Here is a 21288-nt window from a genome sequence, read left to right on the forward strand (position 1 = left end):
ATACGAAACAATCTAATAACAATTTGATTTATATATCAAAAACATAAAAATAAGGATTGTATTATTTATGTATATTAAAAAAACCCTGCTAAGTTGCTGCCTACTTGGTGCATTTAGCTGCCTCGCTGCGGATCACTTAACCAATAGCGACCCTCTTACACCTTACCAATGGCATTTAAATAACAGCGGCCACAATGGTCTTACTACAAACACGGTTACGGGCGAAGATTTAAATTTACTCAATACCGATATGCAAGGTATTAAAGGGGATGGCGTTACCGTTACCGTAATAGACAGCGGCATAGAACTAAGTCACCCTGATTTAGTTAATAATGCCATTACAGGCTCACTTAATTTGTTAACCGGCACTGCTACCCCAACCGATAACACAGGTCATGGTACAGCAGTGGCTGGCATTATCGCCGCACAAGAAAATAATAATATTGGCGGTCGTGGTGTTGCACCTAATGCAGACCTTGTTGGGTTTAATTATCTTGATGCGCAAACAATGAGTAGCTGGCTACAATCGCATGGTATGCCATTAACGGGCTCTGCAAACTCTCGCGTTTACAATCAAAGCTACAGCAGTAAGCCGGCATTATTTAAAAACGTTGATGCAGAAGAGCATACTCTTAGCCTGCAATTAAAAGAGCGCGTAATGCAGCAAGTAAGCTTAAACAGTAACAACGGCTTAGGTGCATTATTTGTAAAGTCAGCGGGTAACGCGTTTTATCAATACACTACTTTTTTTGGCGATACGCCATTTCAAGTATTTGCGTATGAGCAGCAACAACCATTTAATAACGCGGGCTTGCCATTTCATAACGCTAATTTAAGTACCGATAACGCTAGTTTTTGGAATATGCTGGTGTCGGCCTACAACGCAAACGGTAAATTAGCATCGTACTCTTCTGTTGGCGCTAATGTATTTTTAACCGCACCCGGTGGTGAAAACGCTCAAAGCCAAGCAGGTATTGTTACCACAGATATGAGTGGCTGCGCTGCCGGTTTTAATACCATTAACAGCACAATAGACATCCCCCTGCAAAACACCGGGTTAGATAGCCACTGCGATGCCACCGCTGCCATGTATGGCACTTCTGCAGCAGCTGCCAATACATCGGGTGCAATAGCGCTTGTTATGTCGGCTAACCCGCAACTTGATGCCAGAACCATTAAGCATATCCTCGCCACAACAGCACGTAAACTCGATGGCAGCAATGCCGGTGTTGATATTAATTTTACAGATGCAAATGGTGATGCAGTCAGCTACAACGCCATTCCTGGTTGGCAACAAAATGCGGCAGGATACAACGTTCATCCCTTTTATGGCTTAGGCGCAATTGATGTTGACGCTGCTGTTGCAATGGCTCAACAAACTACTGCGTTATTACCCACATTACAGGTATCTGATTGGCATACCGCTAACACAGAGCTAACAATACCCGATGCTAACGTAAATGGTGTGCAAGATACGCTAGCCATCACTGACAATCTAACCATTGAAGCTGTGCAGTTAAAGCTATCGATTGATCATACCCGTATGCGTGACCTAGCCGTTGAGCTTATTTCACCATCAGGTACTCGCAGTGTGCTATTAAGCCCACGCACAGGATTAATAAATGCCACCGGCACCCCCGTACAAAATGCCCTATTGTTGAGCCAACATTTTTATGGCGAATCGGCGGCAGGGCAATGGCAAATTCGCTTAATTGATACCGACAATGGCACTAGCCAAACCCTAGTTTACAATGAGCAAGCAGGCTTACTCAGCATGAACGACACTAATAATAATGTAGATGGCACGCTGCTATCTTGGTCTTTGCGTTTTTACGGCCACTAATAAAGGAATTTTTATGAAAACAACGATTGTTATGTTAGTACTCACTTTTATTGTAAGTACTCTTTCATTAGCGCAAGCACAAACTAAAAACACTGCTGTAAAGCCAGGCGCTGCAATTATCGCCAGCTTAACGAGCCAAACCAATAACGCAAATAGCTTACAGCTTGGGGATAGTATAACTGATAGCCAAAGCGGTAATAGCCTAAAGCTGACCGGCGAAGTGTTATTGCAATTAACAACCCAAGCCAACTTTAGCCAACTGGCAAGCCGTTATAACTTACAGCTAAAACACCGCGTAGGCGATATTGTTGTTGTAACCACAACCACTAATAATATTCAGCAGCTAGTACAACAATTAACGCAAGAACCGACAATAAAACAAGCAAGCTTTGACTTGCGTGAGCTAGGCTTAAGCGCCGATCCTCAAATTAAAAATGAAGACGTAGTTTAATTAAAAAATTATTCTTATTTTCTAAATTGCACAGGGCTGATTTATTCCTGTGCAATTTTTATAAGCCAAACACCTTAACGCTAACACATACCAAGCAGCATTATTAATAATCATCCCTTATTACTAATCTATAATAAAAACCACAACTTTGAATTGCTGAGTAACTAATTTTCACCTTCACAGGTTACTTAAAACCTGTGCAAGCATGATTTTTACCATTAAATATCAAACAGTTAAAAACAGAAGATTACCGAAAGGTTTAATTGCACTTTTTTAAGTAAATTTGTAGACATCAAAAACGTCTGTACCATGCTAAGGCTAAAACGTGTCGAAACAAATTAACAATAAAGAGACTGCAGCAACTAATAACGGTAAAGCATTGCCCTTCGATAGCGCTTTATTATCCCCTTTTTCGCATGCCCAGTTTGGTGCATTAGTTGAATTATTTAATGGCACCGCCGAAGGTATTTTTGTACTGAATGAGCAGGGTGGTTTTGAGTTTGCCAACCCAAAGGCAGCACAGCTATTAGGTTACTCTCAGCAGTCGCTGATAGGCGAAAATTTACTGTCGTTTTTACACGGTGCAGACCTTGATAAATATAAACAGACCTTATTAAATTGGATTGGTATTAAGGACACTCCCCTTAGCATTGGCCCAAATGAAGTTGCTATAAACAAAGCCAATGGCGATGTGATTGAAGCTGACTTATCAATATCAAGCATGCCAAAAAGTCTCGCATCGGCGCAAAAGTTGTACGTGTGTATACTTCACGATCTTAGTACTCATAAAGCCATGTATAACCGTTTAAAAATACAGGCCTCAACCGATCATTTAACTGGGCTTGCTAACCGTTTAGCTTTAGATGAGTCGTTAAAAAAATACTGGCAAGAGAGTATTCAAAGCCAACAACCTTTAACCAGTATATTAATTGATGTTGACCACTTTAAAAAATTCAACGATACCTATGGGCATATTAAAGGCGATAAATGCTTACAGAAAATAGCAAAAATGCTATTGCAGTGCATTCCATCTAGAGAGTGTTTAGCTGCTAGGTATGGCGGTGAAGAGTTTGCGATTATTTTACCCCGTTGCGATATAAAAACCGCCACGGTTGTGGCCAACCATATACAACAACAAATTGCACAAATGAGCTTTACCGACATAGGTTTGCCACCAGAGGTTAAAATTACGGTAAGCCAAGGAATTGCCAGTGAAAATAATAACCAGTACCGCACCTACGAGGCGCTATTGTATGCCGCAGACACGGCTTTATATCGAGCAAAAACAGAAGGTAGAAACAAAATAAGTACGATTGTTTAAAGCTTAAATTAAAGGCCTTTTCATGACGCTATATATATTAAACGCCACTTCATGGGGGTGGCGTTTAGCTTAAAAATTAGAGTAATAACAAACTACCTAACCCTAAAAAGGTCACAAAGCCGACAATATCAGTCACTGTGGTTAAAATAACTGAGCCTGATAATGCAGGGTCAATTTTCATTTTATCTAAAATAGACGGGATCACTACGCCCGCCAACGACGCGGCCACTAAATTAAGCAGTATTGCCACGGTAATGGTTATACTAAGCATAATATCGCTAAACCATAGATACGTTAGCAAACCAATCACTAAAGCCCATACCAAGCCATTTACCGCCCCTACACGCAGCTCTTTTTTAAGTAGAGCGTTACGGTTTGAGTCGGTAACCTGACCAAGCGCAAGACCGCGCACTATAACTGTTAAGGTTTGACTACCGGCTATTCCGCCCATTGATGCCACAACAGGCATTAATACCGCAAGTGCCACCACTTGTTCTATAGTGGCGCCAAATAAGCCTATAAACCATGAGGCTAAAAATGCGGTTGCTAAGTTGATACCTAACCAAATACCACGGTTTTTAGCACTTTTGCGAACACTGGCAAATAGGTCTTCGTCTTCACGTAAACCACCCGCTTTTGCTGTGGCTTCGTCAGCAATTTCTTGACGTAACTCGTAAGCTGATGCGATGGTTAAACGCCCTATTAGTTTGTTTTCGGCATTAACCACGGGCATGGCCATTTGCTCGCTGTGAATAACCACCTCGGCGGCTTCATATAAATCGTGGTCTGCGTGCAATGAGGTAAAATCATGATTAGTTAAGGTGACTAAGCTTTGATTATCATGCGCTTTTATTAGGTCGTTAACTGCTACTTCACCAATTAAGCTGCCTTTGCGGCTCACTAAATAAATCACTTCGCTGTACTGCGGTAACCCTTTATGTAGCAGCTTTTTAGCGCCACCCGCAGTGAGCTTGTCTGACACCTTTAAAAAGTCAAAACCAATCCAGTGACCTAGTTGCTCAGGCGTATATTGTTGCGCCAGTTCGTATTGTTTAGTTTGCGCTTCATCAAGCTGTTTTTTTGCATAATCAGTAAAGCGCTGCGGGATCACTTCCTCTAATTCAAGCAGCTCTTCAACGTTAACTTCGTCTAATAATTTAAAACCGTCACTGTCATCTAGGGTTTGCAGTAACCATAAACAGCTATCTTCACTTAAGTTAACAAAAATTTCGTGTTGTGTGTCTTCATCTAATAAATGCCAAATTTCAAGGCGCTGCTCTTTAGGAATAGCTTCAAATAATAAAGATAAGTGTTCGGTTGATAAGGTTTGTTGAGCATCTATCAGTAATTTATTTTTACGCTCTGTGGTATCACACTGCAATAAGTCGTTTATGAGTTGTGGTAACTGATCAACCGGATACTCTATCATTTTAAAACCCTAAAATAGTCTTTCACTATAAATTTACTGTAATAAGTAAGCACTTATTAATAAGAATAGCTAATAGTGTACATTAGACACGACCAAAAATATTAAAAAATCTCTGTGTCGTTAGATATTTATAGCTGCTATCACCCACTCAACGCTAACCAATAAAAAAGCCGTAACAAATAATGTTACGGCTTAGTGTAGTTAGTATTTTAAATCGCGCTATATTTTAAATTGTCCTACTAGGTCACCCAAGTTTTCACCTCGCCCAGCTAGGTGCTTACTTACTGACGAAGTCGTTTTACTCGACTGTGTTAACTCATTAACTATTTCTTGAATCGCATACACATTGCGGTTAATTTCTTCTGTTACACTGCTTTGCTCTGTTGCTGCTGTAGCAATTTGCGTACTCATATCATTAATTGTTGTTACCGATGTAGTCACCGCACCTAAGCTTTCTGATATAGCGCGCGAAGACTCAACTGAACGATTACAGCTTTGTTGACTCGCATGCATAGCATCAACTGCTGCCGTCACTAAATTATGTAACTCGCTTAGCATTTCGTTAATTTCTAATGTGCTGTCTTGGGTTCTGCTTGCTAAGCTTCTAACTTCATCAGCTACCACCGCAAACCCACGACCTTGCTCACCTGCGCGTGCCGCTTCAATTGCCGCATTTAATGCTAATAAGTTTGTTTGTTCAGCAATACCACCAATTACACTCAATACGCTGTTAATTTTTTTAGATTGCTCACTTAACGAGTTAACCTGCTCTGCTGCTTGATTAATTTCGCCCATTAAGTTTGATACTTCGCTCAGTGAAACATCCACACAATCTTGCGCGTTAGCCACTTCTTTTGTTGCCGCCTGCGTTGACACTGCAACTTGTGTGGTATTTTGCGCAACTTCATGGGATGTTGCCGACATTTCAGTAATCGCTGTTGCCACTAAATCGGTTTCATGATTATGCTTTAATAGTTTGTCTTCTATGAGTAATGTTTGTGTATTAATATCTGAAGAGGCTGTTTTAACGTCACTTGTTACATCAACCACACCGGCAATAATGCTGTGTAGCTTGCTCACAAATACATTGAAAGATTCACCTAACTGACCAATTTCATCATGGGTATCTATTTCTAGGCGTCGGGTTAAATCTCCCTCCCCTTTGGCAATATCATCTAAGCTTTGCACCATACGTTTAATTGGTTTTAGCATATTGTTAGAAGCGTACAACGCACCTGCGGCAGCTAAACCAAGAAGCAGAAGTGATATTAAAACCAAAGTGGTCATTTTTTCGCTTAAATGGCGCTCCATGGTTGCTTGATACTTTACCAGTTCGGCTTCAATATCATCCATATATGTGCCAGTACCTATCATCCAATTAGTACCTGGGATCATGGCTGCATAACCAATTTTTTCGACTAAGCCGGTGGTGTTGGGCTTTTGAAAATGATAGGTGAACGAGCCACCGCCTTTACGCGCTTGCTCAAGTAAGCCAACCACTATTTTTTTACCGTTTGGGTCGGTCATGCCTATTTTATTTTGACCTTCTATTGCATCACCCAATAAGGCATGAAAAACACTAATACCATTGGTATCATAAATAAAGTAGTAACCATCTTCACCAAAGGTTAAATCTCTCAACGCATCTTTAGCGTCTTGCTCATTTCCTTGTGCTAATTGGTATTGCACTACTTTAGAGCCGATTTCTATTTCTGTTCTTAGCAAAGTTTGTTTATCAGCAATTAATTTAGTTTTAAACTCATTAAAGTTTTGCTGTTGATTTTGCATCTCTAAATAATAAGAACCTGCCATAAAACTGATTAGTAATACAATCAATGGTAAAACAGCCAACAGTAGCAATTTGTTTTTTAAGCTTAAATTACCCATTATTTCTCCAATTAACATTATTAGCCATTAAGCTTTTATTTTTCGGTAGCTTAACAACTACGTTTCCATTGTTTATATTACTGACAACAACACCACGATTGTATACAAATTAAGCACAAGTAGCGTTGTTTCGCAATTTAATATGCTCGTATGTTAGTAAAACATATTAAAAGCCACTTTATAATTAGACAATAGTATACAGCTAGTAATAAACAACTGATTTATCTCATTATTACAAACCCTACTAGTACACATTTTATTAAATTTACTTAAAGCTAAATTAACCTGAATAACGCTATTTTAGCTTTAATATAAATTAAACATTGGGTATCAAACAAAGGTCTTGCTTTCTGAGTTAAAACGCAAATAATGAAACAACTAACCACTGGGTAAGAATGAGGAAAATGAGTTATATACTAACCACCCAATGCGCAGACGATATAGGCTTAATCGCCAAAATTACCGGACTGTGTAATGAGCATGATTTAAATATTATTCGTAATAATGAATTTGTTGATAAAGATGCACAGCGCTTTTTTATGCGCACAGAGCTTACTGGCGAACCACATGCTGAGTTTTTGTCACAACTGCGCGGCGTATTACCAGCTGGCGCAAAAGTGGCACTGCACGGTGAAGAAAAAACCAAAGTGGTACTGTTAGCCACAAAAGAAGCTCATTGTTTGGGCGGCATGTTACTTAAGCAATTTGAGCAAGCCTTAAACATTGAGATACTCGCCGTTATCGCCAACTACCCTACTCTAGAGCCTCTAGTGAAAGGGTTTGATGTTCCTTTTCATGTGGTTTCTCATGAAGGACTTACGCGCAGTCAGCATGACGAAAAAGTCGGTGACTTAATTGCCAGCTATAACCCTGACATTATTGGCCTAGCTAAATACATGCGTATTTTGAGCCCTGAATTTGTGGGTCGTTTTGAGGGTAAAATCATTAATATTCATCACTCATTTTTACCTGCTTTTATTGGTGCAAAGCCGTATCACCAGGCATTTGAACGTGGTGTGAAAATTATTGGTGCCACAGCTCACTTTGTTAATAATGAGCTAGACGAAGGCCCTATTATTTTACAAGACGTGTCGAGTGTGACCCATGCGAATACAGCTGAGATGATGGCTAAAATGGGTAAAGATGTAGAGAAAACGGTGTTCTGTAAAGCACTGCAACTGGCATCAGAACATAAGCTGTTTATTAATGGCAATAAAACCGTTGTGTTTTCATAATTAGTTTTATATCAAAATTAAAAATGCCAGCGACTAAGCTGGCATTTTTATAAGTAAATATTGAACCTTACTTAATTAGGGTGTGTAATACGTTGGTGCCCCAGGGCCTACTGGCATACCTAAAACAAATACCCATAAGTAAAACAGTACCACCCAGCCAACAAAGAAGATTAAGCTGTATGGCAACATAGTGGCTACCAAAGTACCTATTCCCATGTCTTTTTTGTATTTAGTGGCAACCGCAAGGATTAAACCAAAGTAACTCATCATCGGGGTAATTAAGTTAGTTACTGAATCACCAATACGATAAGCCGCTTGAATTGTCTCGGGTGCATAACCTATAAGCATTAGCATAGGAACAAAAATAGGTGCTGTTACTGCCCACTGCGCTGACGATGAGCCTAAAGTTAAGTTAACTAAAGCACACATTAAAATAAACAGTACAAATACTTCCGGCCCAGTTAAGCTAAGTGCCTGTAGTAATGCGGCACCATTAATCGCTAAAATTGTGCCTAAGTTAGTCCATTTAAAAAATGCCACAAACTGTGCAGCAAAAAACACCAATACAATGTACATGCCCATAGAGCTCATACTTTTGCTCATGGCATTGATCACGTCTTTATCATTTTTCATGGTGCCAACCACGCGACCATACACAAAACCCGGAATACCAAAGGTGACAAAAATAAAAACAACAATCCCTTTTAAAAACGGCGAGTGAGCAACTAGACCTGTTTCAGGGTTACGTAAAATACCGTCTGCTGGAACAATCGTCCAAGCGAGTAACAACGAAACAACAAGTAATGAAACTCCAGCCCATTTTAAACCTGATTTTTCTTTGTCAGTTAAACCGGCAATATTATTTTGAGCTAAATCTTCGCTGGCTTCATCTGGGTTATATTTGCCTAAACGTGGCTCAACAATTTTCTCAGTAACAAGCGTACCCAATACAGCAATTAGCAACACTGAAATCATCATAAAATACCAGTTTGCTTCAGCGCCTACTTGGTAAGTTGGGTCAATCATTTGTGCTGCAGGCGTCGTAATACCCGCTAATAACGGATCGATAGTACCCAGTAATAAGTTAGCGCTATAGCCACCCGATACACCAGCAAACGCGGCAGCAAGACCTGCAAGCGGATGACGACCTAAACTATGAAATATCATTGCCGCTAGGGGGATCAATACTACATAACCCAGCTCAGATGCTGTGTTTGATAAAATAGCAGCGAATACCACCATGAAGGTTACTAAACGTTTAGATGCCCCCATAACCATGCCACGCATTGCTGCAGACAATAGTCCTGAATGCTCTGCAACACTCACACCTAATAGCGCTACTAGCACCGTACCCAGTGGCGCAAAGCTGGTAAAGTTGGTCACCAAGCCCGTTACAATACGCTGTAAGCCCTCAGCACTGAGTAGGCTAACCACTTCAATTACACCATCGGGATCGCGCCCGGCAGAGCCCTCAGGGCGAGGATCGATAGCACTTAGTCCAAACCAATCGGCAACGCCACTAAATAAAATAATGGCAATACAAAACATCGCGAATAAGGTAATTGGATGGGGAAGCATGTTCCCTAAAAATTCTACCGTGGCTAAAAATCGATTAAACCAGCCGCCCTTTGCGACCTGATTTTCATCTTGGGATGTGTGTGGTGAGTCTATTGAGTCTGACATACCATGCTCTCTTAATTACAAAATGCCCGTAACCTAGCATTATTTTCTGAGCAGGTCATGTAATAAAGATGAATGACTTGTTATGTCATGGTAATAACTGAGGGGTTTGTTGTGATTGGATTGCAAAAAAGAGGCTCTCGCCTCTAATTTAGTCTGCTTGGGCTTGCTCTATCGGTTCTAGTTGTAGTTTTGCAGCAATTAAAACAGCTTGGGTACGGTTATAAACACCGAGTTTTCTAAATATGGCAGTAATGTGTGCTTTGACTGTGGCTTCTGAAATGTGGAGTTCGTAGGCTATTTGTTTATTCAGTAAACCTTCGTGCAAGTATTGTAATACGCGATATTGCTGTGGAGTAAGTGATGCCACTTGTGCCGCAATTTCTCTATCTGCGCCTTCGATTTCAGCCACTTTACTTTTTAGTTCAGTTGGCAGCCAAGTATCGCCTTCGAGTATTTGGTTAATTGCGTTGGCAATATCATCAGATGAAGATGATTTAGGAATAAACCCCATAGCGCCATAACCCATAACTTTCGAAACAATATTTACATCTTCACTACCCGAAACCACCGCAATAGGTAAGCTTGGGTAATCTTCACGTATACGGATCAAGCCGTATAAGTCACCGTTACCTGGCATGTGTAAATCTAGTAGTAATATATCAAGGTCTTCTTGTTCGCTTAACACCTGCAGTGTGCTGTCAAAATCTGCTGATTCGAAAACTTCTAAACCCGCAAACTTTGCACTCAAAGCGCCTTTTAGTGCTTCACGAAATAACGGATGATCGTCCGCTATTAAAAACTGACTCATTGTTCACTCCCAAAAATTCGGCCGCTATCCAATAGACAACAGCCGATATACTACGTTTAGAATCAACTTCTAATCAAGCTTTTAACGCGAAATTAACGATTTAATCGATTTTCTACTAACTCATCAACCACAGACGGATCCGCAAGTGTTGAAGTATCGCCCAGCTGTTGATGTTCATTTGCCGCGATTTTACGTAAAATACGACGCATAATTTTACCAGAACGTGTTTTTGGTAGACCTGGCGACCACTGAATCATATCCGGTGATGCTATTGGGCTTAGCTCTTTACGAACCCAATTACGGATCTCTTTAGTTAGCTCATCACTCACCGTTACACCCTCGTTAGGAGTTATGTAAACGTAAATACCTTGGCCTTTAATATCGTGTGGGTAACCTACTACAGCCGCTTCAGCTACAGCTTCATGAGCAACTAAAGCACTTTCAATTTCAGCAGTACCTAAACGATGCCCTGATACATTGAGTACATCATCAACGCGTCCTGTGATCCAGTAATCACCGTCTTCATCGCGACGACAACCGTCACCGGTAAAGTACACACCAGGGTAAGCGCTAAAGTAGGTTTGTTCAAAGCGCTCGTGGTCGCCATACACGGTTCGCGCTTGCGAAGGCCAGCTATCTAAAATGACAAGGTTACCGTCAACCGCACCTTCTAATGTATTGCCTTCAGCATCAAATAACGCCGGTGCAATGCCAAAGAATGGACGGGTTGCAGAGCCTGGTTTCATATCGGTTGCACCTGGTAATGGCGCAATCATGATGCCACCAGTTTCGGTTTGCCACCATGTATCTACAATAGGACAATTCGACTTACCAATTTTTTCATAATACCAAGTCCACGCTTCTGGGTTGATTGGCTCACCCACAGAACCTAAAATACGTAAGCTGTCACGATGTGAGCTGGCAATCGGCTCTTCGCCTTTAGCCATCAATGCGCGAATGGCAGTAGGTGCTGTGTATAAAATCGTTACGTTATGTTTATCAACCACTTCACCCATACGACCAGCTGTTGGGTAAGTCGGTACGCCTTCAAATACCACTTGCGTACACCCATTAACGAGCGGCCCGTATGCAATATAACTGTGACCTGTGATCCAGCCTACATCAGCACTACACCAAAAAATATCATCGTCTTTTAAATCAAAAATGTATTCGTGAGTCATAGATGAATACACTAAATAGCCACCAGTGGTGTGTACCACACCTTTAGGCTGACCTGTAGAACCTGAGGTATATAAAATAAACAGCGGGTCTTCAGCATTCATGTGTTCAGGTTCGCACTCTGGCGTTTGATCTGCAACTAAGTCATGCCACCAAATATCATGGTCGTGCCAATCAACATCGCCTGAAGTTAGTTTATGCACCACTACATGCTCAACAGTGGTGACAGAATCTTGTAATACGGCTTCATCTACATTAGCTTTTAGCGGCACACAGTTACCTGCACGTCGGCCTTCATCTGACGTGATCACCACTTTAGCACCCGAATCATTAATACGATCCGCAATAGCAGACGGTGAAAAGCCACCAAATATAACTGAATGAATAGCACCTATGCGGGCACAAGCTTGCATTGCGTATATCGCTTGTGGGCTCATTGGCATGTAAATGGCTACACGGTCACCTTTTTTAACACCTAATTTTTTTAAACCATTAGCAAATTTTGCCACTTCATCATGTAGCTGTTGATAGGTAATATTTTCGCTTTGAGAAGGATCATCACCTTCCCAAATTAACGCTACTTTATCTGCTTTTGTTTTTAAATGACGATCAATACAGTTATAAGAGGCATTAAGGTAGCCATCTTCATACCATTTAATATTGATATGGCCTTTATCAAATGAAGTGTTTTTTACTTTTGAATATGGAGTAAACCAGTCAAGACGCTTACCGTGCTCAGCCCAAAACCCTTCAGGGTCTTCAATAGACTGTTTATACATCGTATTATATTTTTCATTATCGACGAGCGCTGCGTTTTTTATATGTGCAGGAACTGGATAGATACTTTGTGACATATTAGTCTCCAATTTATATTACTTGCCTTTGGCTTTTCATCAAGGATTACTCAGCAGTGCACTATTAAATATTAGACATTAGTTGTATCTGGGTTCAAATAACTAGGGTCTGTTGACCTTTCAAGGTTAAATTTGCAACAGTCTGTTTGGTATTTAGGCAAGGCAGAGCCTATGTGGTGTGGTTATTCCCCATAAATAGGCGATAACGCAGCATCAATGCCAAACAGGCGCTGCCCGATGGGTTCTGCCTAGGGGCGATTTACTCTTTGTTGCCTACATGGATGTAGGTAAGGGGCGTAAGCAGGACGCGGAAGCTTTGCTCGGTTTTTACTTATTCTTACATGGATGTAAGCCAGTAGAATAACGCAGGAGCAGTTATCGAGCCCACTAGGTTACAAACCTCGCGCCATGATTTAATCGCCCCTAGTTTGAACAAATTTTAATCCGCAAAGGTCAACAGACCCCAATATCTTATCTATAATCCTCATGGCTATACCCTATTTACATAAAAAACATACTATTAAATAAAGGTATGTGGGCCCTCAATAATTATTAAACCTTAGTCTAATAGACTAATAGTTAATTGAGTAAATTGTGCACATATACAACAGTAGCTTAATTATACAAAAACTTTGATTGTTTATTAATAACTCGTATTTACTAACAAATTAAATTAAAGACAATAAATTCAATCTGTTAGTACTATATAAGTAACACACATTAATGCATATCATAATAAAACATACAACAAGTAGCCTATAAAAGGACACAACAATGAAATTAACTCCAATTAAAACACTGGCAGCGACTGCTGTACTATGTGCACTTTCTAGTACAGCTTATGCTGCAACAGCTGCAAAAATAGGTGATACAGAATTCACCTACGGTGGATACATTAAACTCGACGCAATGTGGAGTGACTATTCAGCAGGCGCTCCTGCTGGCAGCAGTGTTGGCCGTGACTTTTATGTACCAAGTACGTTAACAGTTGGTAGCGATGATAGTTCAGACGCAGTATTTGATATGCACGCTCGTGAGTCACGTTTCAATTTTGGAACTGCTACCTTACTAGATAACGGTAAAACGGTTAAAACTAAAATAGAGCTAGACTTTTTAGCGTCTGCCCCAGGTGGCAACGAGCGTGTGTCTAATTCATATTCTCCGCGAATTCGCCATGCATTTATTTCATACGATGGTTGGTTATTTGGTCAAACATGGTCAAACTTTCAAAACGTTGGTGCATTACCAGAAGCGCTTGATTTTGTTGGCCCAGCAGAAGGCACAGTGTTCGTTCGCCAATCTCAAATTAAATACACTACAGGTGCATGGTCTTTCTCTTTAGAAAATCCAGAAAGCACAATTACTACAGCAGGTGGTGGTATGGCAGTGACTGATGATGCCTCATTACCTGACTTTACCGCACGCTATACTCACAAAGCGGATTGGGGTAACTTTGTAGTAGCAGCCCTTGCTCGTCAACTGACCTACAAAGTAGGTGGTGTTGATGCCGATGAAACCTCATTTGGTGTTAGTGCATCGGGTATGGTGAAACTTGGTGAAGACAATCTAAAATTTATGCTTACCCAAGGTAAAGGACTAGGTCGTTATGTGGGTCTAAACGTAGCACGTGGGGCGGTTCTTAATGGTGATGACCTAGATGCGATTGATTCAACATCTGGTTTTATTGCGTATCAACATAAGTGGAACAGTCAGTGGCGCTCTACTTTCCTATATTCGTTCTTATCTGCTGATAACGATGAAAACCTACTAGCAATGTATGGCGATCCTACAGAATCAAGCCAAAGCTACAGTGCAAATATTTTATACTCACCGGTTAAACGTCTAACCTTTGGTGCGGAATTTAAACATGCAGAGCGTGAGCTTGAAAGTGGCGTAGATGGCGACATGGATCGCTTACAGTTCTCTGTTAAATATGCGTTTTAATTTAAAATACTTCCTGAGCGGCTTCGGCCGCTTTTTTGTTTCCATAGTAAATACACCTGTATACTTTTTTAAAATAACATTGATGACGTGTAAAATATTACAATAACGCAATTGCAAATCACTCTCGTTTAGATTAAATTACCAGCCAAATTTAATCTTATGGGAAACAAGATGCTGCACAAACAAAAAAACTCTGCATTTAAACTGAGTCTACTTACTTCACTAGTTTTATCTGGTCATGCTGTTGCAAACGACACGCAAGACAACCTGCCTTTAGAAAAAATTGCCGTTTATGGGCAACATCATAAAAACTATATTACCGAAGAAGCGCAGTCTGCAACTAAGCTAGGTTTAACAATTAAAGAAACCCCGCAATCAATTTCCGTTGTTTCACGCGCGTTGATGGATGACTTTTCACTTGATGATATTAATGCGGTACTAGAAAGCACACCAGGCGTAACAGTAGAGCAAATAGAAACCGATCGTACATACTTTAAAGCCCGTGGTTTTGAGATAACTAACTTTTTAATTGATGGTTTAGGCACTCCGCAAACCTCTGGTTCAATTCAAGGGACACTTGATACTGCAATTTACGACCGTGTTGAAATTGTACGTGGTGCCAATGGCATGATGACCGGTGCGGGTAACCCATCGGCTACTGTAAACATGGTGCTAAAAAAACCAACCTACACAACACAAGCTCATGCTTCTGCTTCTTATGGTTCGTGGAATAACAAGCGTGTAGATATAGATGTTTCTGCACCGATTAGCGATGAACACGCTGTTCGCGCTGTATTTTCCAAGCAAGATAAAGAGTCATATTTAGATCGTTACGAAACCGATAAAACTATTGCCTACCTTGCCTATGAAGGAAAGCTAGCTGACGATACGTTACTGAGCATTAACTACGTAAACCAACAAAAAGATGCTGACAGCCCATTGTGGGGCGCATTACCCCTTTATTACACTGATGGTTCACCAACTGATTATGATGAATCGACTAGTACAGCTGCAGATTGGTCTTATTGGGATAATAGCGCTGAACGTATCTATGTAACACTTGAGCAAAACTTATCAGCGACTTGGGTTGCTAAAGCCCGTTATGCCCATATAAAAAATGAACAAAATTCTGAGTTGTTTTATGTATATGGTACCCCAGATAAAGAAACTGGTTTAGGTTTAACCGGCTATGCGAGTCGTTATGATTACAAAGACACGCAAGATTTGTTTGATTTATATGCCAGCGGTAAGTTTGAGTTGTTTTCATTAGAGCACGACTTATCATTTGGTATTAGTCAAGCAAACATGGACTTTAATGACCAATCGCTTTATGACTACAGCACAGGAAATGGTTTCCCTGCGATGCCTGATTTAGCGACTTGGGATGGGACTGCACCAGAGGCAACGCTTGCTGATGCCCCTAACGGCAGTGATGTACAAAATACACAAAGATCGGCCTATGTTTCAACTCGTATAAAACTAGCAGAGCCATTAAGCATTTTGGCAGGCGTACGCTATACCGATTGGGAAACTAAAGGTACTGCTTATAGTGTAGTGCAAACCCGCGATGACTCAGAGGTTATTCCTTACATTGGTACTGTGTACGACTTTACCGAGTCGTTATCAGCTTACGCAAGCTACACCGAAACGTTTGTGCCACAAAAAGAGTTAGACATTAACGCTGAACAACTGGCTCCGGTTATTGGTAAAAGTGCTGAGGTTGGCCTAAAAGCTCAACTTTTAGATGAGCAAGTATTTGTAACACTGGCCTACTTTGATGCTAAGCAAGATGGACTTGCTATTGCGCTTCCAGACTCTCTTCCTAGCGATACGCGTTATTATGCTGCAGATGGTATCAACAGTGATGGTTTCGAAATTGAGCTAAGCGGTCGATTAACAGATGATTTAAGTGCTAGCATCAGCTTTAGTAATTTAAGCATTGATGGTGATGAGCTTGTAAAAGATTACACCCCCGAAAACCAATTAAAAATGGCAGCTACTTATCAAGTACCATTTATTAATGGTTTAACCTTAGGTGCTAATTACCGCTGGCAAGATGCGACTAGCCGCGTGCAAGTAAAAGACCCAGCAGGTAACGCATTGGTTACTACAAAACAAGGGGCTTATGGCATATTAGATTTAATGGCCACCTACGAAATTACTCAAAACGTCGGTGTTACCTTTAATGTTAATAACAGCACTGATGAAAAGTACATAAACAGCCTCTATTGGGCACAAGGTTATTACGGGGCACCACGTAACTACTCATTGTCAGTTAACTGGCAGCTATAAAGCTAACAATTAGGCTTTAAGTCACTGTATAGCAAACAATAAAAAAGCGCTAACCTAAATGGTTAGCGCTTTTTTTAAGCTCGGGTCAAATCAAGCTTTAAAACTAAATGGCTTAAAGGTCGCCTTCATCACCTAATACGTCTTCGCCATCTTCTGGCTCAACCGTTGCTTTTAGCAATAGCATTTCACGTAACTTACCTTCAATTTCATCTGCAATTTCAGGGTTTTCTTTAAGGAACTTAATTGAATTAGACTTACCTTGGCCAACTTTGTTGCCATTGTAACTGTACCAAGCACCTGCTTTTTCAACAATTTTATGCTTAACACCTAAATCAATTAGCTCGCCCTGCTTAGAAATACCTTCACCATACATAATGATAAATTCAGCTTGTTTGAACGGCGGTGCTACTTTGTTCTTCACAACTTTAACACGCGTTTCATTACCAACAACTTCATCACCTTCTTTTACTGAACCAATACGACGAATATCAATACGTACAGAGGCGTAAAATTTCAGGGCGTTACCACCAGTTGTTGTTTCAGGATTACCAAACATTACACCAATTTTCATACGGATTTGGTTAATGAAAATACATAGCGTGTTTGAGCGCTTAATGTTACCTGTAAGCTTACGTAATGCTTGTGACATTAAACGTGCTTGTAGACCCATGTGTGAATCACCCATGTCGCCTTCAATCTCAGCTTTAGGTGTTAATGCAGCAACAGAATCGACAATAACTACATCAACCGCGCTTGAGCGCACTAACATGTCACAAATTTCCAGTGCTTGTTCACCCGTATCTGGTTGAGATACCAGTAACTCATCAATATTAACGCCTAACTTTTGTGCGTAAACTGGATCAAGAGCATGCTCAGCATCAACAAAGGCACACGTTTTACCTTCTTTTTGAGCTTGTGCGATAACTTGTAATGTTAGCGTTGTTTTACCTGATGACTCTGGGCCATATACTTCAACAATACGCCCCATTGGCAAGCCGCCTATGCCTAAAGCAATATCAATACCTAGCGAGCCTGTTGATACAGCGTCAATGTTTAACGCCTTATTGTCACCCAATTTCATGATTGAACCTTTACCAAATTGACGTTCAATTTGTGATAAAGCTGCGTCCAACGCTTTTTGTTTGTTATCGTTCATTTTCTTCTCCAAATCCAGCTAATGCACACAAGTATACTGTATGAAATCACAGTATCAAGCTAATTTTATTATTTTATCTTCTCTATTATAGTTTTTAAAGAAAATACAATGGCTTGCAGCCTAACTTGCGCCCTATCACCATTAAATACTTGTTCAAACGTCCAGTGTTTACCGTTAATTTGTAGCCCAAACCACACAAGCCCTACCGGTTTGTCCTCAGTAGCGCCACCGGGCCCTGCAATCCCTGAAATAGCAATGGCAATGTCAGCACTGGCTGCCTTACAGGCACCTGCTGCCATCTCAATAACTGTTTGTTCGCTCACTGCGCCAAATTGCTCGAGGGTATCATGCTTCACATTGAGTAATTCATGCTTTGCGTTATTGCTATAAGTAACAAATGCACGATCAATATATGCAGAGCTTCCTGGGGTATCGGTAAGCGAATAACTCACTCCACCACCAGTACATGATTCAGCGGTAGTGATCCATAAGCGTTTATCCGTTAAAATAGCGCCTAATTGCGCAGCAAGTGTCTTAATCTCTTGATGTAATTCCATATTCAGCCTTTGGGTAAATACATGTCGTTTGATCTTTATGCACCGCACACTATAAAACAACAAACCCCTATGATGCAGCAGTATCTAAAAATAAAATCAGAGCATCGCGATATTTTATTGTTTTATCGGATGGGGGATTTTTACGAACTCTTTTTTGATGACGCAAAACGCGCCGCTCAATTGCTTGATATTTCGCAAACACACCGTGGCAAAGCAGGGGGCGATCCTATTCCTATGGCGGGCGTGCCTTATCATGCGGTAGAAAACTACTTAGCTCGCTTAGTGCAAATGGGCGAGTCGGTGGCTATTTGTGAACAAGTGGGCGACCCTGCCACCAGCAAAGGCCCTGTTGAGCGCAAAGTAGTGCGTATTGTAACCCCTGGTACTATTTCTGACGAAGCCTTATTACAAGAGCGCCAAGACAACTTACTAACCAGTGTTTGGCAAAATAAAAAAGGCCAATACGGTGTTGCGTATCTTGATATCAACTCAGGACGCTTCAACATTGTTGAAGTTAGTACTGATGAAGCATTTAGCTCAACCCTACAACGCTTAGCGCCTGCTGAATTACTATATAGTGAACACTTTGAAAACACTCATTTAATTGAACATATTAAGGGAGCGCGTCGCCGCCCTGATTGGGAGTTTGACCTTGATACCGCGCAACACTTACTGTGCGAGCAGTTTGGCACCAAAGATTTAGTCGGTTTTGGGGTCGATAAAGCACATAGCGCCTTGGTAGCGGCAGGCTGTTTAATGCAGTACGTAAAAGATACCCAACGTATTGCATTACCGCACATTCGTGCAATTACCCTTGAGCATAATGAACACGCGGTAATTTTAGATGCGCCCACCCGTAAAAACCTTGAACTTACCGTTAATTTATCAGGTGGCTTTGAAAATACCCTTGCCCAAGTGCTTGATAAAACAGCCACAGCGATGGGCTCACGATTACTGAAGCGCCGTATTCATACCCCTATTCGTAATAAAGACGAGTTAAATTCTCGTCTAAATGCCATTAGTGCTATTTTAGATGTGCAATTATGCAGTGAGCTGCATGACGCTCTCAGAGATATTGGTGATATAGAACGTGTAATTGCTCGCTTGGCATTACACACTGCTCGGCCACGTGATTTAACACGGCTTCGTAGTGCGCTTCAAGCATTAGCACCGCTACATAACTTATTAAGCGATGCCACAGATGCGCGTATTTCTCATATTATTGCCCACTCTAAAGAGCTCCCCGAGCTTCAAGCATTACTTGAACGTGCAGTGATTGATAACCCACCAGTGTTAATACGTGATGGCGGTGTTATTGCGCCAGGGTATAACAGCGAACTTGATGAGTGGCGTAATTTAAGCCAAGGTGCCACCGATGTGCTTGAACAGCTAGAGCAGCGCGAACGTGAACGCACAGGTATTAGTACACTTAAAATTGGTTATAACAGAGTGCATGGCTTTTTTATTGAAGTGAGCCGCGCTAACTCGCACTTAGTGCCTGCAGATTATATTCGTCGTCAAACGTTAAAAAATAATGAACGTTATATAATTCCAGAACTTAAAGAACATGAAGACAAGGTTCTCGGCAGCCAATCAAAAGCGCTGGCCCTAGAAAAGCAGCTATACGAACAGCTATTTGAATTTATTGCTCCGCATATCGAGCAGCTGCAAATAATGGCCTCGGTCATTGCCGATTTAGATGTACTGAATAATTTAGCAGAGCGTGCCCAAACGCTAAATTATGCCAAGCCTGAGCTTTGCGATAACGATAATATCAGCATCGAACAAGGCCGCCACCCTGTAGTTGAGCAAGTAATGAAAGACCCATTTATTGCCAATCCTGTGGAGCTCAATAGCCAGCGTAAAATGTTGATAATTACTGGTCCTAACATGGGCGGTAAATCAACTTACATGCGCCAAACTGCGCTTATTGTGCTTATGGCGCACATTGGCTGTTACGTTCCTGCTGATAGCGCAAAGATTGGTAATATTGATAGAATATTTACTCGCATTGGCGCCAGTGACGACTTAGCATCTGGGCGCTCTACCTTTATGGTTGAAATGACAGAAACTGCGGCAATTTTAAATAATGCCACCGCACAATCATTGGTATTAATGGATGAAATAGGCCGAGGAACCAGTACTTACGATGGTTTATCACTGGCATACGCAACAGCTGATCATCTTGCTTCAAAAATCGCGGCTAAAACTCTGTTCGCAACCCATTACTTTGAACTCACTGAGCTTGCAGAACAAACGCCTGGGCTGGTTAATGTGCACCTAGATGCCATTGAACACAACGATACCATTGCCTTTATGCACACGGTATTAGATGGTGCCGCAAGTAAAAGTTTTGGTTTGCAAGTGGCAGCCCTGGCTGGTGTGCCTAAAGCGGTTATTGCCCAAGCTAAACAAAAGCTAACCTTGCTTGAAAATCATCAAAGTGTCACAACAGTCACCACAGAGCAACAGGTTTTACCGTTTGATAGTGAACCGCAAATAATTCAGCCTAGTGAACTTGAGCAACAAATGACCGCAATAGATCCCGATAACCTATCACCGCGTCAGGCGCATGAACTGCTTTATAAATTAAAAGCACTGCTTTAAACGCAAACAGCCCGACTAAAAAGTCGGGCTGTATTTAATTTT

General features: G+C 41.1%; 14 protein-coding genes. 7 read left to right on the plus strand and 7 right to left on the minus strand.

The window, feature by feature from the left end:
• The first annotated feature begins 67 nt into the window (after positions 1–67).
• The 3 genes from FLM47_RS11860 to FLM47_RS11870 all read left to right on the plus strand — a co-directional run bounded on the left by FLM47_RS11860 (position 68) and on the right by FLM47_RS11870 (position 3615).
• The gene (locus tag FLM47_RS11860) at positions 68–1843 is read left to right on the plus strand and encodes a S8 family peptidase (protein WP_178956459.1); all 1776 of its coding nucleotides are present in this window, start codon (positions 68–70) and stop codon (positions 1841–1843) included.
• Between the two features lie 13 nt (positions 1844–1856).
• Positions 1857–2294: a hypothetical protein gene (locus FLM47_RS11865; protein WP_178956460.1), complete on the plus strand. Its 438-nt coding sequence runs from the start codon at positions 1857–1859 to the stop codon at positions 2292–2294.
• 325 nt (positions 2295–2619) lie between these two features.
• Entirely contained in the window at positions 2620–3615 is a 996-nt protein-coding gene (locus FLM47_RS11870) for a GGDEF domain-containing protein (protein ID WP_178956461.1), read from the plus strand.
• Positions 3616–3691: 76 nt separating this feature from the next.
• Here the strand turns inward: FLM47_RS11870 and FLM47_RS11875 are convergent, their stop codons facing one another.
• Together FLM47_RS11875 and FLM47_RS11880 are read right to left on the minus strand one after the other, a co-directional pair.
• Entirely contained in the window at positions 3692–5044 is a 1353-nt protein-coding gene (locus FLM47_RS11875) for a magnesium transporter (RefSeq protein WP_178956462.1), read from the minus strand.
• A gap of 219 nt (positions 5045–5263) precedes the next feature.
• A complete protein-coding gene (locus tag FLM47_RS11880) occupies positions 5264–6931 on the minus strand; it encodes a methyl-accepting chemotaxis protein (protein ID WP_178956463.1) in 1668 nt (555 codons plus the stop codon).
• Positions 6932–7335: 404 nt separating this feature from the next.
• Between FLM47_RS11880 and purU the strand changes: the two genes are divergently transcribed.
• On the plus strand, positions 7336–8166 hold the full coding sequence (purU, locus tag FLM47_RS11885) for a formyltetrahydrofolate deformylase (RefSeq protein WP_178956464.1): 831 nt from the start codon (positions 7336–7338) through the stop codon (positions 8164–8166).
• 75 nt (positions 8167–8241) lie between these two features.
• Here the strand turns inward: purU and FLM47_RS11890 are convergent, their stop codons facing one another.
• The 3 genes from FLM47_RS11890 to acs all read right to left on the minus strand — a co-directional run bounded on the left by FLM47_RS11890 (position 8242) and on the right by acs (position 12690).
• On the minus strand, positions 8242–9849 hold the full coding sequence (locus FLM47_RS11890) for an AbgT family transporter (protein ID WP_138609311.1): 1608 nt from the start codon (positions 9847–9849) through the stop codon (positions 8242–8244).
• A gap of 148 nt (positions 9850–9997) precedes the next feature.
• Entirely contained in the window at positions 9998–10657 is a 660-nt protein-coding gene (locus FLM47_RS11895) for a response regulator transcription factor (protein WP_138609309.1), read from the minus strand.
• 92 nt (positions 10658–10749) lie between these two features.
• Complete coding sequence (gene acs, locus FLM47_RS11900) at positions 10750–12690, minus strand: acetate--CoA ligase (protein WP_178956465.1); 1941 nt, start codon at positions 12688–12690, stop codon at positions 10750–10752.
• 774 nt (positions 12691–13464) lie between these two features.
• Between acs and FLM47_RS11905 the strand changes: the two genes are divergently transcribed.
• Positions 13465–14634 (plus strand): DcaP family trimeric outer membrane transporter, encoded by a 1170-nt coding sequence (locus tag FLM47_RS11905; protein ID WP_178956466.1) that lies wholly within the window; start codon positions 13465–13467, stop codon positions 14632–14634.
• Positions 14635–14805: 171 nt separating this feature from the next.
• Positions 14806–16926, plus strand: coding sequence for a TonB-dependent siderophore receptor (locus FLM47_RS11910; RefSeq protein WP_178956467.1), 2121 nt, complete (start codon positions 14806–14808; stop codon positions 16924–16926).
• Between the two features lie 112 nt (positions 16927–17038).
• Here FLM47_RS11910 and recA read toward each other — a convergent pair whose 3' ends face one another.
• The gene (gene recA / locus FLM47_RS11915; RefSeq protein ID WP_058155138.1) at positions 17039–18082 is read right to left on the minus strand and encodes a recombinase RecA; all 1044 of its coding nucleotides are present in this window, start codon (positions 18080–18082) and stop codon (positions 17039–17041) included.
• 68 nt (positions 18083–18150) lie between these two features.
• Positions 18151–18639: a CinA family protein gene (locus FLM47_RS11920; RefSeq protein WP_138609349.1), complete on the minus strand. Its 489-nt coding sequence runs from the start codon at positions 18637–18639 to the stop codon at positions 18151–18153.
• Positions 18640–18660: 21 nt separating this feature from the next.
• Here FLM47_RS11920 and mutS point away from each other — a divergent pair, with 21 nt between their 5' ends.
• Positions 18661–21246 (plus strand): DNA mismatch repair protein MutS, encoded by a 2586-nt coding sequence (gene mutS / locus FLM47_RS11925; protein WP_178956468.1) that lies wholly within the window; start codon positions 18661–18663, stop codon positions 21244–21246.
• The last annotated feature ends 42 nt before the right edge of the window (positions 21247–21288 follow it).

Source organism: Pseudoalteromonas sp. Scap06, assembly GCF_013394165.1.
Taxonomy (GTDB): Bacteria; Pseudomonadota; Gammaproteobacteria; order Enterobacterales; family Alteromonadaceae; genus Pseudoalteromonas.

Bases quoted from the DNA above. Each gene is read 5' to 3' on its own strand.
- FLM47_RS11860 (WP_178956459.1), top strand. From the start codon at position 68: ATGTATATTAAAAAAACCCTGCTAAGTTGCTGCCTACTTGGTGCATTT.
- FLM47_RS11865 (WP_178956460.1), top strand. From the start codon at position 1,857: ATGAAAACAACGATTGTTATGTTAGTACTCACTTTTATTGTAAGTACT.
- FLM47_RS11875 (WP_178956462.1), bottom strand. From the start codon at position 5,044: ATGATAGAGTATCCGGTTGATCAGTTACCACAACTCATAAACGACTTA.
- FLM47_RS11880 (WP_178956463.1), bottom strand. From the start codon at position 6,931: ATGGGTAATTTAAGCTTAAAAAACAAATTGCTACTGTTGGCTGTTTTA.
- purU (WP_178956464.1), top strand. From the start codon at position 7,336: ATGAGTTATATACTAACCACCCAATGCGCAGACGATATAGGCTTAATC.
- FLM47_RS11890 (WP_138609311.1), bottom strand. From the start codon at position 9,849: ATGTCAGACTCAATAGACTCACCACACACATCCCAAGATGAAAATCAG.
- FLM47_RS11895 (WP_138609309.1), bottom strand. From the start codon at position 10,657: ATGAGTCAGTTTTTAATAGCGGACGATCATCCGTTATTTCGTGAAGCA.
- acs (WP_178956465.1), bottom strand. From the start codon at position 12,690: ATGTCACAAAGTATCTATCCAGTTCCTGCACATATAAAAAACGCAGCG.
- FLM47_RS11905 (WP_178956466.1), top strand. From the start codon at position 13,465: ATGAAATTAACTCCAATTAAAACACTGGCAGCGACTGCTGTACTATGT.
- FLM47_RS11910 (WP_178956467.1), top strand. From the start codon at position 14,806: ATGCTGCACAAACAAAAAAACTCTGCATTTAAACTGAGTCTACTTACT.
- recA (WP_058155138.1), bottom strand. From the start codon at position 18,082: ATGAACGATAACAAACAAAAAGCGTTGGACGCAGCTTTATCACAAATT.
- FLM47_RS11920 (WP_138609349.1), bottom strand. From the start codon at position 18,639: ATGGAATTACATCAAGAGATTAAGACACTTGCTGCGCAATTAGGCGCT.
- mutS (WP_178956468.1), top strand. From the start codon at position 18,661: ATGTCGTTTGATCTTTATGCACCGCACACTATAAAACAACAAACCCCT.